13 protein-coding genes, 1 tRNA gene and 1 pseudogene are annotated in these 13,952 nt (G+C 64.2%); 13 read left to right on the top strand and 2 right to left on the bottom strand.

The annotated features are described in order from the left end of the window. The 9 genes and pseudogenes from trbL to OSH05_RS25180 all read left to right on the top strand — a co-directional run. Positions 1-1,368, top strand: coding sequence for a P-type conjugative transfer protein TrbL (gene trbL, locus OSH05_RS05065; RefSeq protein WP_104217277.1), 1,368 nt, complete (start codon positions 1-3; stop codon positions 1,366-1,368). Beyond that, the gene (gene trbF, locus OSH05_RS05070) at positions 1,368-2,051 is read left to right on the top strand and encodes a conjugal transfer protein TrbF (RefSeq protein ID WP_104217276.1); all 684 of its coding nucleotides are present in this window, start codon (positions 1,368-1,370) and stop codon (positions 2,049-2,051) included. Before trbL ends, trbF begins: the two co-directional genes overlap by 1 nt. After that, positions 2,048-3,073 (top strand): P-type conjugative transfer protein TrbG, encoded by a 1,026-nt coding sequence (gene trbG / locus OSH05_RS05075; protein ID WP_104217275.1) that lies wholly within the window; start codon positions 2,048-2,050, stop codon positions 3,071-3,073. Before trbF ends, trbG begins: the two co-directional genes overlap by 4 nt. Continuing rightward, the gene (locus OSH05_RS05080; RefSeq protein ID WP_266352065.1) at positions 3,070-4,314 is read left to right on the top strand and encodes a TrbI/VirB10 family protein; all 1,245 of its coding nucleotides are present in this window, start codon (positions 3,070-3,072) and stop codon (positions 4,312-4,314) included. Before trbG ends, OSH05_RS05080 begins: the two co-directional genes overlap by 4 nt. Then, entirely contained in the window at positions 4,311-4,550 is a 240-nt protein-coding gene (locus OSH05_RS05085; RefSeq protein WP_104217274.1) for a DUF2274 domain-containing protein, read from the top strand. Before OSH05_RS05080 ends, OSH05_RS05085 begins: the two co-directional genes overlap by 4 nt. Next, positions 4,550-4,873: a hypothetical protein gene (locus OSH05_RS05090; protein WP_104217273.1), complete on the top strand. Its 324-nt coding sequence runs from the start codon at positions 4,550-4,552 to the stop codon at positions 4,871-4,873. The genes OSH05_RS05085 and OSH05_RS05090 overlap by 1 nt, the downstream gene beginning before the upstream one ends. Further along, entirely contained in the window at positions 4,870-5,223 is a 354-nt protein-coding gene (locus tag OSH05_RS05095) for a toxin-antitoxin system TumE family protein (protein WP_104217272.1), read from the top strand. The genes OSH05_RS05090 and OSH05_RS05095 overlap by 4 nt, the downstream gene beginning before the upstream one ends. Next, positions 5,220-5,609, top strand: a complete 390-nt coding sequence (locus tag OSH05_RS05100; protein ID WP_104217271.1) for an HVO_A0114 family putative DNA-binding protein — start codon at positions 5,220-5,222, stop codon at positions 5,607-5,609. The genes OSH05_RS05095 and OSH05_RS05100 overlap by 4 nt, the downstream gene beginning before the upstream one ends. Then, positions 5,606-7,261, top strand: a pseudogene (locus tag OSH05_RS25180) (recombinase family protein); the annotation flags it as partial. The gene OSH05_RS05100 and the pseudogene OSH05_RS25180, both read left to right, overlap by 4 nt. On the opposite strand, the gene OSH05_RS05110 reads toward OSH05_RS25180, so the two are convergent. Together OSH05_RS05110 and OSH05_RS05115 are read right to left on the bottom strand one after the other, a co-directional pair. Then, positions 7,232-7,308 (bottom strand) — tRNA-Arg (locus tag OSH05_RS05110). The pseudogene OSH05_RS25180 and the gene OSH05_RS05110 overlap by 30 nt on opposite strands. A 109-nt stretch (positions 7,309-7,417) precedes the next feature. Continuing rightward, positions 7,418-8,239 carry a class I SAM-dependent methyltransferase gene (locus OSH05_RS05115; RefSeq protein ID WP_104217270.1) on the bottom strand — a complete coding sequence of 274 codons (822 nt, stop codon included), beginning with the start codon at positions 8,237-8,239 and terminating at the stop codon, positions 7,418-7,420. A gap of 279 nt (positions 8,240-8,518) precedes the next feature. Between OSH05_RS05115 and OSH05_RS05120 the strand changes: the two genes are divergently transcribed. The 4 genes from OSH05_RS05120 (at position 8,519) to OSH05_RS05135 (ending at position 13,940) form a co-directional block, all read left to right on the top strand. Next, on the top strand, positions 8,519-9,385 hold the full coding sequence (locus OSH05_RS05120; RefSeq protein ID WP_104217269.1) for an alpha/beta fold hydrolase: 867 nt from the start codon (positions 8,519-8,521) through the stop codon (positions 9,383-9,385). Between the two features lie 33 nt (positions 9,386-9,418). After that, the gene (locus OSH05_RS05125) at positions 9,419-11,851 is read left to right on the top strand and encodes a putative bifunctional diguanylate cyclase/phosphodiesterase (protein ID WP_104217268.1); all 2,433 of its coding nucleotides are present in this window, start codon (positions 9,419-9,421) and stop codon (positions 11,849-11,851) included. Between the two features lie 198 nt (positions 11,852-12,049). Beyond that, a complete protein-coding gene (locus tag OSH05_RS05130) occupies positions 12,050-13,402 on the top strand; it encodes a substrate-binding domain-containing protein (protein WP_266352066.1) in 1,353 nt (450 codons plus the stop codon). Then, positions 13,395-13,940 (top strand): MarR family transcriptional regulator, encoded by a 546-nt coding sequence (locus OSH05_RS05135; RefSeq protein ID WP_104217266.1) that lies wholly within the window; start codon positions 13,395-13,397, stop codon positions 13,938-13,940. Before OSH05_RS05130 ends, OSH05_RS05135 begins: the two co-directional genes overlap by 8 nt. The last annotated feature ends 12 nt before the right edge of the window (positions 13,941-13,952 follow it).

Here is a 13,952-nt window from a genome sequence, read left to right on the forward strand (position 1 = left end):
ATGGGTGGCACTGGCGTCATTGACCATTTCCTTGAAGTCTTCACCCAATATATCGACGGCGGTTTCGGCCTGCTGTCCGGCGAAGTCGCCTTCATCGCCACGACGCTAATCGTCATCGACGTGGTGCTGGCGGCGCTCTTCTGGTCGTGGGGTGCCGATGACGACATCATCGCCCGGCTGGTGAAGAAGACACTGTTCGTTGGCGTCTTCGCCTATATCATCGGCAACTGGAACAATCTCGCCCGCATCGTCTTCGAGAGCTTCGCCGGTCTCGGCCTGAAGGCGTCGGGCACCGGCTTTTCCGTCGCCGACCTGCTGCGCCCCGGCAAGGTGGCGCAAACCGGCCTCGACGCTGGCCGCCCATTGCTGGAATCCATATCCGACCTGATGGGCTGGGTTTCGTTTTTCGAGAACTTTATCCAGATCGCTTGCCTGCTGTTCGCCTGGGCGCTGATCCTGCTCGCCTTCTTCATTCTCGCCGTTCAGCTCTTCGTCACCCTGATCGAGTTCAAGCTGACGACGCTCGCCGGCTTCGTGCTGATCCCCTTCGGCCTGTTCGGCAAGTCCGCTTTCATGGCCGAACGGGTGCTCGGCAACGTCATCTCATCGGGCATCAAGGTTTTGGTGCTGGCCGTCATCATCGGCATTGGCTCGACACTGTTTTCCGAGTTCACTGCCGGTTTCGGCGGCGCGACGCCGACGATCGACGACGCGATGGCGATCGTGCTCGCCGCGCTGTCACTGCTGGGCCTCGGCATCTTTGGCCCCGGCATCGCCAATGGTCTCGTGTCTGGCGGCCCGCAACTCGGCGCGGGCGCAGCGGTTGGAACAGGTCTCGCCGCAGGTGGCATGGTCATGGCGGGTGGTGCAGCTCTGGGTGCCGCCGCTGGCGGAGCCGGGGTTCTTGCCGGAGGAGCCGCTGCCGCCGCCCGTGGTGGTGCTGCGCTCGCGGGCGGTGCTTCGACCGCCTACAGCCTCGGCGCGGCCGGTCACAGCGGCGCATCCGCCGTCGCCTCCGGTCTCGGCAATGTCGCCTCGACCGGCGCGCAGGCTGCCGTCTCCCCCTTGAAGCGTGCGGCATCGAAAGCCGCCGATAGCATGAAGCAGAGCTATAAGGCCGGCGCGCGCAGCGCGTTCGAGGTCACGGGCGGTTCTTCGACTGCCGGGACCATCGGGGGAGAGGCTACCGAAGCCGGGTCCAGTGCCGCACCGTCGGCATCCGCCGCCGATGGTCCGCCCGCCTGGGCCAAACGCATGAAGCGTTCGCAGCAATTTTCGCACGGCGTTCAGGCCGCAGCGCATTCCGTGCGCAGCGGCGACAGCCACGGCGGCGGCTCTTCCATCAACCTTTCCGAAAGTGATCGCTGATGTTCAAACGACCTTCCACCCACTACGGCAAATCCCCTCAGCCCGAGACGCCCTATCAACGGGCAGCGCAGGTTTGGGACGACCGCATCGGTTCCGCTCGCGTGCAGTCGAGGAACTGGCGCTTCATGGCCTTCGGCTCGCTCGCCCTGTCGGCGGGCCTGTCCGCCGCACTGGTCTGGCAATCCACCAGCGGCTCTATCGTGCCGTGGGTCGTGCAGGTGGACAAGCTCGGTCAGGCGCAGGCCGTTGCCCCCGCCGTGGCCGATTACCGGCCGACCGATCCGCAGATCGCGTTCCATCTCGCCCGCTTCATCGAACAGGTTCGCGCGATCCCGGCAGACGCCATCATCGTGCGGCAGAACTGGCTTCGCGCCTATGAGTTCACGACGCAGGCCGGCGCGCTGGCGCTCAACGACTATGCCCGCGCCAACGACCCGTTCACCAAGGTCGGCAAGCAGCAGATCGCGGTGGAAGTCTCCAGTGTGATCCGGGCTTCGCCCGACAGCTTCCGCGTCGCCTGGATCGAGCGGCGCTATCAGGACGGCTCGCTCGCCGCCACCGAACGCTGGTCCGCCATCCTCACCGTCGTCGTGCAGACCCCGCGCGACGCGGAAAAACTCCGGGTCAATCCGCTCGGAATCTACGTCAACGCCATCAACTGGTCGAAGGAGCTTGGACAATGACACCCGCCTTCCGTAAATTCGGGAGGCCGGCTTTCCGTAAGTCCGCTTTCCCGGCTCTCCTCATCTGCACCACGGCCCTTGCCGGTTGCGCCACCACGACCCCGCCGCCCGAAATTTCCTATGACGACGCCGCGCCGGCCGTGCAGGCGGTCGATCCGCCTGCGCCAGTCACGGTGGTCGAACTGCCGCGCCCCTTGCCATTGCCCGGACAGATGAAGCCCGTCGAGACCTCGCGCCGGACGCCGGAGTCCACCGATCCAGCAACGCGCGTCAATCAGGCCAATGCCGCCGCCCGCATCCAGCCCGTCCGCGACGGCTTCATCAACTCCATGCAGGTCTATCCCTTCACGCAAGGCGCGCTCTATCAGGTCTATACTGCCGTCGGGCAGATCACCGACATCGCGCTTCAGCCCGGTGAAACGCTGGTCGGCTCCGGCCCGGTCGCGGCCGGTGATACGGTGCGCTGGATCATCGGGGATACAGAAAGCGGCACAGGTGCCGCACGGCAGGTCCATATCCTCGTCAAGCCGACACGCACCGATCTGATGACCAATCTCGTCATCAATACCAACCTGCGTACCTACCATATGGAACTGCGCTCGACCGAGCGGACCTATATGGCGTCGGTGTCCTGGCAGTATCCGCAGGACCAGCTTATCGCGCTGCGCCGCCAGAACGCCGAGGCGCAGGCAACCCAGCCCGTCGCCTCCGGCGTCGATCTCTCTCGCGTCAACTTCCGCTACGAGGTTTCCGGCGATCGTGCGCCTTGGCGGCCGTTACGCGCTTTCGACGATGGCCGTCAGGTGTTCATCGCGTTTCCGCGCGGCATCGGTCAGGGCGAAATGCCGCCGCTCTTCGTCGTCGGCCCGGAGGGCAACACCTCAGAACTGGTGAACTATCGCGTGCGTGGCAATTACATGATCGTGGACCGGCTCTTCGCCGCCGCCGAACTGCGCTTCGGCACTGAGCGTAACCAGAAGCGCGTCCGCATCTCGCGCACGGATGGGAGGCCCGCATCGTGAACGAGGTCGATCCCGAAAAGGAAGAAGGTCGCAAACCCGAAGGCCCGGAAACGTCGGACGACGCCCGGCCGCTGACCGGCGAGCCGGTTGCGCCTATGCGTCTGCGCTCCGAGCCGCCGCGCGTCACCCGCCTGTCGCGCAAGGTGCTTGCCGGTCTTGGCCTTGTCGCCAGTCTCGGCGTCGGTGGCGCGTTGATCTACGCGCTCCAGACATCGCAGGGCGGTCGCCAGAACGAGGAACTGCTTTCGACCGATAACCGGGCGACGCCGGACGGTCTTAACAGCCTGCCGCGCGACTATACCGGGCCGGTGCTTGGCCCGCCGCTTCCCGGCGATCTCGGCCGACCGATTCTCGACGCCCGGAACCGCGGGCAACCCGTCACGCCGCCGCTCGTCGGCACGCCCGCCAATCCTGCCGTGCAACCCGGCCTCAGCGCCGAGGAACAGCGCCGCTTGCAGGAACTGGAGGCGGCGAGGACCGCGCGGCTGTTCGCTTCGACGGAAACCCGCAACGCTGCGCCGACAGCGACGGTGACGGCGGCTGTACCGAACCTCGCCAGCCTTGGCCTTGGTGTCCAGCCGGCCACGCCTTCGGCGCAGGATCGGCAACTTGCCTTCCTCGACCAGACACCGGACAGGCGCACCGTCTCCTCCGATCGCGTAGCCGCGCCCGCGTCGCCAAACGTGCTTCAGGCTGGTGCGGTGATTTCCGCAGCACTCATCACCGGCATCCGTTCCGATCTGCCCGGCCAGATCACGGCTCAGGTGACGGAGAATATCTATGACAGCCCGACCGGCCGCATCCTCCTGATCCCGCAGGGCACGCGCGTCATCGGCCAGTATGACAATGGCGTCGGCTTCGGCCAGCGCCGCATCCTCCTTGTCTGGAATCGGCTGATCTTCCCGAACGGCCGGTCAATCGTGCTGGAACGCCAGCCGGGAGCGGACACGCAAGGCTATGCCGGGCTGGAGGATGGCGTCGATTACCACTGGTGGGATCTCGCCAAGGCAGCAGCCCTTTCGACGCTGCTTGGTATCGGCGCCGAACTCGCCACCGATGACAATGACCGACTGGTGCAGGCGATCCGCAACGGCGCACAGGACACCATCAATCAGGCTGGACAGCAGATCGTTCAGCGCCAGTTGCAGATCGCCCCGACGCTGACCATCCGGCCGGGCTTTCCCGTCCGCGTCATCGTCACCCGCGACCTGGTGCTCGAACCCTATGGGGGAACGCCATGACCAAGCTGAAGCTCGGTCCGATCGCTGACGACAAGCCCATCAAGGTCACGCTGGAGCTGCCCGCCAGCTTGCACCGCGACCTGACCGCCTATGCCGAAATCCTCGGCCGTGAGGCAGGGCAGGCCGCATCCGATCCCGTCCGACTGATCGTCCCCATGCTGGAGCGGTTCATCGCCACCGATCGAGGCTTCGCCAAGGCAAGGGCGCGACGAACGCCGACCGTTGAGGGTGAGTGATGTCCGGGAACATGAAGCGCCCCCGGAAACAACGTTCCCGCAAATCGGTGCCAATGATCCTTCCGGCCGATCTCTATGATTACGCCGATGATCATCCGCAAAGTCGTAGTGCATCGCGTGCCTCCGGTGATGCTGATCCCAGCATCGATCGCATGGCCGTCGTCGACGATTGGCCGGAGTTCCTTCCCGTCACCGAAGCCGAGGTGGACGTTTTCGAGCGGTATTTCGGCGATGTCCTCGACCGTCTGTTCAGCGCCGCCGCCGCCGAGCATTCAAAGCCGGCCTTGCCATCATTAACACCGGATGTTAACAATCGGCCATGAGCGAGGATCGTGACCCGAGCCTCGATACGCTGTTGGACCTTCATGGTCAGGTTCTCGTCGTCGATCCCGAGGGTGGTCATTGGGTGAAGTTCGTTGTCACCTGCGTCCCGGTTTCGTCGGAAAAGCCACATGGCCTCGATTACTCGCTCACGCTTCACGGGCCTTCGGGCGAACGGTTGGTCGGGTTCGATAATGCCCATCCCGTCGGTCGTCAGAAGAAGCGCGAGCCGCAGGATCATCGCCACCGGTTCCAGACCGTGAAGCCATATGCCTACGAGGATGCGGCCACGCTGCTGGCCGACTTTTGGCAGGTGGTGGACGCAGTGCTGAAGGAACGAGGCGTGTTATGACCACACTGAAGATCGGGATTGCCGACTATGATGAGATGAAAGCCCGTACCCAGCGGATTGCGCGCGGCGAGGAAAAGCCGTCTGCGGACGATCCTAAGGTGTGGTTCACCTCGACCGAATCCTTCGCGCAGGTTCTTTCCAGCGGGAACCGAGAGCTGCTGCGCGTGATCCATGCACAGGCTCCCGGATCGCTGGAGGAGCTGGCGCAGATCACCGGCCGTGCCAAATCCAGCCTTTCGCGCACCCTCAAGACCATGGCGAGCTATGGTCTCGTCAGCATGGAGCCGGGCCAGGGCCGGAAACTCATGCCGAAGGTGCTGTACGATCGAGTAGCGCTCGACCTGCCCATCCTCGAACGACAGGAAGCGAAGGGAGGTCGCGCATGAACATGCAATCTCGCTACGTCGCCCAACGTGCCGCTCTTTATCTCCGTGTCTCGACCACCCGCCAAGCCGAACATGACGTTTCTATTCCCGATCAGCGCAAGCAGGGCGAAGCCTATTGCGCGGCACGCGGCTATGATCTGGTCGAGACCTTCGTGGAAGCAGGAGCTTCCGCCACCAATGATCGTCGTCCGGAATTCCAGCGCATGATAGAGGCGGGCACGACCAAGCCGGCCCCCTTCGATGTCGTCGTCGTTCATAGCTTCTCGCGCTTCTTCCGCGATCATTTCGAGCTGGAGTTCTACGTCCGCAAGCTCGCCAAGAACGGCGTAAAGCTGGTCTCGATCACACAGGAGATGGGCGACGATCCCATGCACGTCATGATGCGGCAAATCATGGCGTTGTTCGATGAATACCAGTCGAAGGAAAACGCCAAGCACGTCCTGCGCGCCATGAACGAAAATGCGCGTCAGGGCTTCTGGAACGGCGCGCGGCCGCCGATCGGCTATCGTATCGTTGCGGCCGAACAGCGTGGATCGAAGACCAAGAAGAAGCTGGAGATCGACCCGCTGCACTCGGAAACGGTCCGGCTCATTTATCGCTTGTTCCTTGAGGGCGATGGCATCTCCGGCCCGAAGGGCGTCAAGGCCATCACAACCTACCTCAATGAACGCCGCATATTTACCCGTGACGGCGGGAAATGGGGGCTGGCGCAAATTCATGCGATCCTGACCCGCACGACCTATATCGGCGAGCACCGGTTCAATACGCGCTCTTTCAAGAACCGCGAGAAGAAGCCGGAGAGTGAAGTGGCAATTATGACGGTGCCGCGGCTGATCGAGCGCGATACCTTCGACGCGGTGCAGGCGCGCCTCAAATCCCGCAATCCGATGGTGGTGCCTGCGCGGGTTACCAGCGGCCCGACCTTGCTCACCGGCATCTGTTTCTGCGCCAAGTGCGGAGGCGCGATGACGATGCGCACCGGGCGGGGCAATGGCGGGCAATACACGTATTATGCTTGCTCGACCAAAGCTCGGCAAGGAGCCACTGGCTGCAAAGGTCGTTCGATCCGAATGGACAAGCTCGACCATCTGGTCGTGAGCCATCTCGAAGATCGCCTGCTTCAACCGAAGCGGTTGGAGACGATGCTGTCGAGCCTTCTCGATCGCCGGCAGGAGCGAACCGAGCGCCGCCGCGAGCATCTGACAGAACTGAACCGGCGAATCACGGAAACCGATCAGCGCCTCAACCGGCTCTATGACGCGATCGAATCAGGCGTCGCGGCGCTGGATGATGCGGGATTGAAAGACCGGATCGCCAGTCTGAAGGCAATCCGCGATCAGGCCACGGCCGACGCCGAGCGGATACGGGTGGCGCTCGACGGCTCCGGCGACCAAAGCGTTACGCCGGAGATGATCGACGCGCTTTCGCAAGCCGCGCGCAGCAGCCTTCGGATCGAAGGAGGCGGTTATCGGCGGGATCACCTGCGCGCGTTTGCCCAGCGCGTTGAGGTCGCAGACGATGAGGTTCGCATCATGGGGACAAAATCGAACCTGCTGCAAAGCCTCGTCGCCGCTTCGAGCGGGGAAACGGCGGCTTCTGCGGTTCGCAGTTCTGTACTGAAATGGCGCACCCGAAGGGATTCGAACCCCTGGCCTCTGCCTTCGGAGGGCAGCGCTCTATCCAGCTGAGCTACGGGTGCGTCGCTGGGGCGGGTGGACCGCCGGGCGTTTCATAGCGGAAGGCGGCGGCCGCTTCAATGGTGAAAGACTGGCTGGGTGGGCGCTTCCCACCGTTCCGGTACGGCTTGGTCAGGTGCGGGCCCAGGCGCCCACGAAGCGCGGGAAGACAAAGCAGGTATCCGCTTCAAGCGACGCTTGGCGGAGCCGGGCCGAAAGCGTTTCGACATCCAGTTCCTCCGCCGTGGCGAGGCCCAGCTTCTGCAGGTTGGGCGACATGGTGCGGATCGTTTCCGCGACATAGTCGTAGGCGGTAGCGTCCGGGCCGCCCTCGACACGGCAGATCCCGTGAAGATGCGGAGCCAGACCCGCCGCCCGGAAGACGCCGTAGAGCTTCGATCCCATGTCCGGCTCCATGCCGGCGCGGCGGTAGAGCGTAGTGATCCAATCCAGACAGCGAGTGAACAGCGGCATTGGCGGCACCGCGGAAGAGGACGAGATGTCCATCTCGATAAAGGCCAGGAGACCGTTCGGCACCACGACCGACTTCAAATCGGCGAGGATCGCGGCGGAGCGCGGCAGATGCATCAGGATGAAGCGGCCAATCACGGCGTCGAAAGGTTCGACATCTTGGAGCGCCTCGATGTCGCGGCTCTCGAAGGTGATGTTGGACAAGCCGGCGGCCGCGACGCGGCGGCGGGCGGTCGACAGCGCCTCTTCCGCGCGATCGATGCCGACGACCCGGCCCTCGGCTCCGACGAGACGGGCAGCAATCAGCGACACATCACCGACGCCGCAGCCCAGATCGAGAACGCGCATTCCAGTCCGAAGACCCGCGAGAGACAGGATGGCTTCCGTTGCCTCACTGAATATCTCGGCCTGCCTTTCCAGCCGGACGAGTTCCTCGTCCGAATGGCCCAATACATAGCTTTCCAACTCGCTGCCAATCTTCATTTCGATTTCAATGAGCCTCTTGTGAATGCACTGGAGTTGCAATCAAACGACGCTTCGAAGAGCCCGGACAATAAAATCAAAACAATCGCGCTCGCAAATATTCAAGATCAAGTCGGGTGGCGCTCGACGCAGCCGCAATTTTCTTAAAGGTTTGGTAGTCAACCTTTCCTACGATCAGCTCAAAGCCACGCGTTTCGCGCGTAGATACACAACCGGCGGTTTCGAAACCTGGCGGCGGGTGGCAAACGCCAAGCGGACCGAGAAGCGCAGGGGGCAAGAATGACATCAGAGCAGACAATCCAGACAAGCCATGCCGACATCGCGGTACGGTTGAGTTCGGGCACAGGGTTTCCCGTAATTCTGCTGCACGGCAATTCGAGTTGCAAGGAGGTGTTCGGTCCTCTGCTCGCGGGGCCAATCGGCACCACGCATCAACTGGTCGGGATCGACCTTCCCGGCCACGGCGCGTCCGGCAATGCGCATGACCCGGCACGAACCTATTCGATCCCGGGCTATGCTGAGACGGTGCTGGAAGTGCTGGCGCAACTGGGCCTCAAGCGCGCCGCGGTTTATGGCTGGTCGCTTGGCGGCCATATCGGCATCGACCTCATCGCCCGCTTTCCCGGCCTGGCCGGTCTGATGATCAGCGGTACGCCGCCCGTTCGGCCGACGCCCGAATCGCTGCAGGCTGGCTTTCGGCCCGAACCCGTCGGAGCACTCTTCGGCAAGGAACAATTGAGCGAAGCGGAAGTCGATGCGTTCGCCAAGGCCGTCTATGGCGAGGCCGAAACGGCTGAGTTCCGGGCGGCGCTCCGACGCACAGACGGCCTCGCGCGGCTGATGATGATGCAAAATCTCTTCACCGGGGGGACCGCAGACCAGCGCGCGATCGTCGAGACAACGGACGTTCCGCTCGCCATTGTCGACGGCGCGCTCGACCCGTTCATCAACCTCGATTACATCGCGGGCCTCTCCATGCCCAGCCTCTGGGAAAAGCACTGCTTCCAATTGCGCGGAGCCGCACACGCCGCCTTCCTGACCCATCCAGACCGCTTCGATCCGATCTTCGGGCGCTTTGCTGCGGACATGTCTATCCAGCCCGCCCGGCGTCGGGGTAAGGCTGCCAAGGGCGCCGCGGCAGCCTGACGCTGTCCGAACGGATCGAGGAGATGTGCCGAGATGGGTTCGAAGCCGCCTCAGAAAGGGCCGGGCGCCGCGCGGGCGACGCGTAGTGAGGACGACCCCTCCGATGGGACGCGCATGATTTCGCAGGCCACAGAAAAAACACAGCGGCAGGAAACCGGCCGGTCCGACACCGCAATCCCGCTCGATATCTACGGTTCCCTGGTCGACGCCCTGTTCGAGGTACAGACTTCGCTGTTCGTTGGGTCGACCGCGGCGTCGCTCGCCGCGATCATTACGGGCTGGAAGGCGCAGAGCCCACTGCTGCTCGCGTTCGGCATCGTCATCGCTCTTGTCGCCTATCTTCGCGCCCTCGACATGCGCACCTATCGCAGGATCCGTCCGAGCTTCACCAAGGCGGAGGAATTCAGCCATTGGGAGCGACGCTACGTCGTCGGGGCGGCGATCTATGTCGGCCTGCTCGGTGGCTGGTGCCTCGCAGCTTTCGTCGTTTCCGACGATCCATTCGTGCGCCTGTTCAGCTTCTCAGTCGTACTCGCCTACATGATCGGCACGTCGGGTCGCAATTTCGCGAGCCGATCGCTCGTGATGTCGCAGATCCTCGGGGCCGGCATCCCGCTGTCAGCGGCGCTCTTCTATGTCGGCGGCCTTTACTACGTGATGTTCGGCATCGTCGTGATGCCGTTCTTCCTGGGTCTCAAGCTCATTTCCGAACGGTTGCGCGGGACGCTGCTCTCCGCCGTGATCTCGGAGCGCGAGGTGCGCGACCTTGCCCATCATTTCGATACGGCGCTCAACAACATGCCGCATGGGCTGTGCATGTTCGATGAGAAGAAGCGGATCCGCATCGCCAACCGGCAGCTTTCGGCCTTGCTCGAACTTCCGCCCGACATGGACCTGACCGGCAAGAATGTGCATGAATTGCTGCGCGAGAGCGGCTCGTTGCGCCATGCCCGCGATCTCGACCTCGGGGAGTTCATCCAGGAGTTCGAGCATCGGCTTTCGGGCGCCGGCGTCGAATTCTACTCCGAGGTCGAGGGCGAACGGTCGCTTTCCTTCACGACAGAGTCGATGGTTAATGGCGGTTCCGTCGTCGTGGTCGAGGACATCACCGAGCGTCGCAATGCCGAGCAGCGAATCCGCCAGCTCGCCCGCTTCGACGCGCTGACAGGTCTTCCCAATCGCTCCGTCTTCCATGAAGAGCTGCAGAATGCGCTGGCTGATCAAGAGGCAGGGCACCAGCTCGCCGTTCTGTTCATCGATCTCGATCAGTTCAAGCAGGTGAACGACACGCTGGGCCACCCGACGGGGGACCTGCTGCTGTGCGCCGTGGCCGACAGGCTCCGCAGCACACTGAAGGCCAGCGAGCGAGTGGCACGCTTCGGCGGCGATGAGTTCGCCGTGCTGCAGATGCGCCTCGGCGATGATGCGGGCCCGGCGAGACTCGCCGAACGCATCGTCGAATCCGTCTCGCGGCCGTATCACATCGAGAATCACACCGTCATCATCGGCGCCAGCGTCGGCATCGCGATCTCGCCACGCGATGGCGGCGATACGGATCTTCTGCTCAAGAACGCCGATCTCGCCCTCTACCATGCGAAGGGGACCGCGACATCGTGCTGGCGCTTCTTCGAACCGGCTATGGATGTCGCCGTGCGGGCCCGGCGGGCCCTGGAACTTGACCTGCGCCAGGCGCTGGAGAAGGACGGCTTCGAGCTGTACTTCCAGCCCTTGCTCAACATCCGCACCATGAAGATCGTCGGCTGCGAGGCGCTGCTGCGCTGGAATCATCCGGGACGCGGCATGATCCCGCCGTCGGAGTTCATTCCGGTCGCCGAGGAGATGGGGCTCATTGTCGAGATCGGCGACTGGGTTCTCAACCAGGCCTGTGCCGAATGCCGCCGCTGGCCGAGCGACGTGCGCGTCTCGGTCAATCTCTCCTCGGTGCAGTTCAAGCGAAGCGACATGGTCGCGACCGTCTCGGCGGCGCTCAGGCGCAGCGGGCTCGACGCCGAGCGGCTCGAAGTCGAGATCACTGAATCGGTGCTTCTGCAGGACACGGAGCAGGCCCGGCAGACGCTGCAGCAATTGCGCGACCTCGGCGTCCGGATCGCACTCGACGATTTCGGCACCGGCTATTCGGGCCTTTCCTATCTGCACGCCTTCCCGCTCAATACGGTCAAGATCGACCGCTCCTTCGTGCACGATGTCGATACGGCAGGCCGCGCCCTCATCCTGCTGCGCGGCGTCGCTGAACTCAGCGCCGCCCTTGGCATGAAGGTCGTCGTCGAAGGGATCGAGACACCCGAGCAACTCGACGTCGTGGCGGCGGAGACGGCAGTCGACGAGGTCCAGGGCTTCCTGTTCAGCGTTCCGCTGCCCGCCCGAGCGATCCGCGAGTTGCTCGCCTCCTCGCTTCCGCCCGCAATGCTCCCCGCCGTCCCGGCCCGCCTTCAGCGCGGCCACTGAAGTCCTCCGGCCGATCATTGACGACGGGCTTGAGCCGGGGCGGCTTCTCCCTTCCTATGGACGGGGAGGATTTGCCACATGGATCGAACCGGTCCGGCCCAAGGCCGCGTTAGAGTCGAGGCGGCGGCCCCGGACGCTGGCCAGCCGGGGCCGCCCCAGCACCAGCGGATCGGGCGCTCGGTTGCCATCGAGTTGTTGATGCTGCTGGCAGCTTCGAATGGACAGCTCGCGACCGGAGAGGCTTTGCGGCGCCTCGCCATCGCGCGATCGACGCTCCGCCGCATCAGCCGGATCCTTGAGGAATACGGCCTCCTCGATCTTTCGGTTCGCGGCATCCTTTCGATCGGGCCAACGGCGGCGCGCCTGGCGCTTCGCCGGGAGGAGCAACTGCGCGAGGAGGACGAACGCCGCCTCGTGCCTCGCCACAAGCGGCTGACCCGAGCGCCCGGCGCCAGCTATGTGTTGCTGCGGAACGAAGCCTGCGCGATCGTCTCCGACACGAGCCGCTTCCGCCGAACGCCGAAATTTCGTCTCGGCTTCTCCAATGCCTCGATCGACCATCCATGGCGAACTGCCCTGGTGCACAGCGTCGAATATGGCGCGGTTCGGCATGAGAGGCTGGTCTCCTCGCTCGCGGTCCACCATGCCGGTCTCGACGCCGCGCGGCAGATTGCCGACATCCGGGCGCTTCTGGAGGCCGGGATAGACGGGCTGGTGCTGAGCGCGCATGAATCGGAAGCACTCATTGAGGTAATCGGCGAAGCCGAGAGGCGGGGCGTGCCGACCGTGCTCGTGGATCGCGGCCGGCCCGATATTCTGGCGAACGCCTGCTTCGTGACCTGCGACGACCGCACGATCGGCGAGATCACCGCGCGATGGCTTTCCGAGCGGCTGCGCGGCCATGGCTCGATCCTGCTTTTGCCGGGCCTCTTCGATGCCGACCCCGCGCATCGGCGTCTTGAGGGTGCGGTGTCGGTGTTCTCGCGCTATCCCGGCATCCACATTCTCGACATCGGCTGGACCGGCTGGCAGCAACAGCGCGGCCGCGAGATTGTGGGGGAGAGGCTCACCCGAGGCGGCACGGCGATTGACGGCGTCTGGTGCGATTCCGGCCTGCAGGCGGTTGGTTCGCTCAGGGCTTTCATCGCCGCCGGTCGTTCCGGCTCAATCCCGCCTCATACGGGCGGCGATCTCAACCTCGCCTACAAGCTGGCGATCCGGCACGGCGTGGCGCTCGCCGCCGTCGACTATCCGCCGGCTATGGGACTTCGATCCGTCGATGTGCTCCTCGACGTATTGCGTGGGCGTTCGGTGCCGCGCCGCGTCGATGTCGCAACCGAGATCGTGGTGACACGCGGCCATGCGACGCGCTCGGTGAGGCCGGATCTTTGGGCCGACGAACATGTGCGCTGGGACCTGCCAGACGATCTGATCCTCGCCAGCGGCCTCTGGCCTTCCTACGATCCACGCTCGTTCCGCATCCACTACAAGGGCAATCGCTATAACCGCTCCGCCGCGATCGAGCCGACGAGGAGCGCAGAGAATGGATGAGACCGCCGGTATCGCCGCCGTCGCGCGAATGCTGTCTCGCCTCGCCGACGCGCCGGGCGGCTCTGTCGCTGAGCTAGCGACCGAGCTCGGCATCGGACGCTCAACTGCGTTCGCCGTGGTGGCAGAACTCGACGCCGCAGGCCTTGTCGAGCGGGACGCGGGCGGCGTGCTCATGCCGGGCATAGCGGGGGGACGACTAGGCCTGGCGCGCTTCGGCTTTGGCGGGATCGCCACGGGGGTGGAAGCCCTGCTGCCGATCCTGCGCGACGATACCGATGCTTCGGCGTTCCTAGTACTTCGCGATGACGACAGCGAGCTCATTGTCGCAACAAGACGTGCACCCTGGGATAGCGGCGGCGAAAGCCCTCCCCGTCTCGTCGAGACGACCATCGGCCGCTCCGGGCTCGGCTTCACCTGCGCCCTCCGGCTCGGCCTCCGACCAAATGCCAGCGAAGGCGAAGTGCGTTCGGCCACTGCCTGTCTGGAGCGGGTAGCCGCTTGCCTCTCCAGCGAGCTCATGAAAATGCGGCGAGGGTGAAAGGGGGGAAAC

Source organism: Kaistia algarum, assembly GCF_026343945.1.
Taxonomy (GTDB): Bacteria; Pseudomonadota; Alphaproteobacteria; order Rhizobiales; family Kaistiaceae; genus Kaistia; species Kaistia algarum.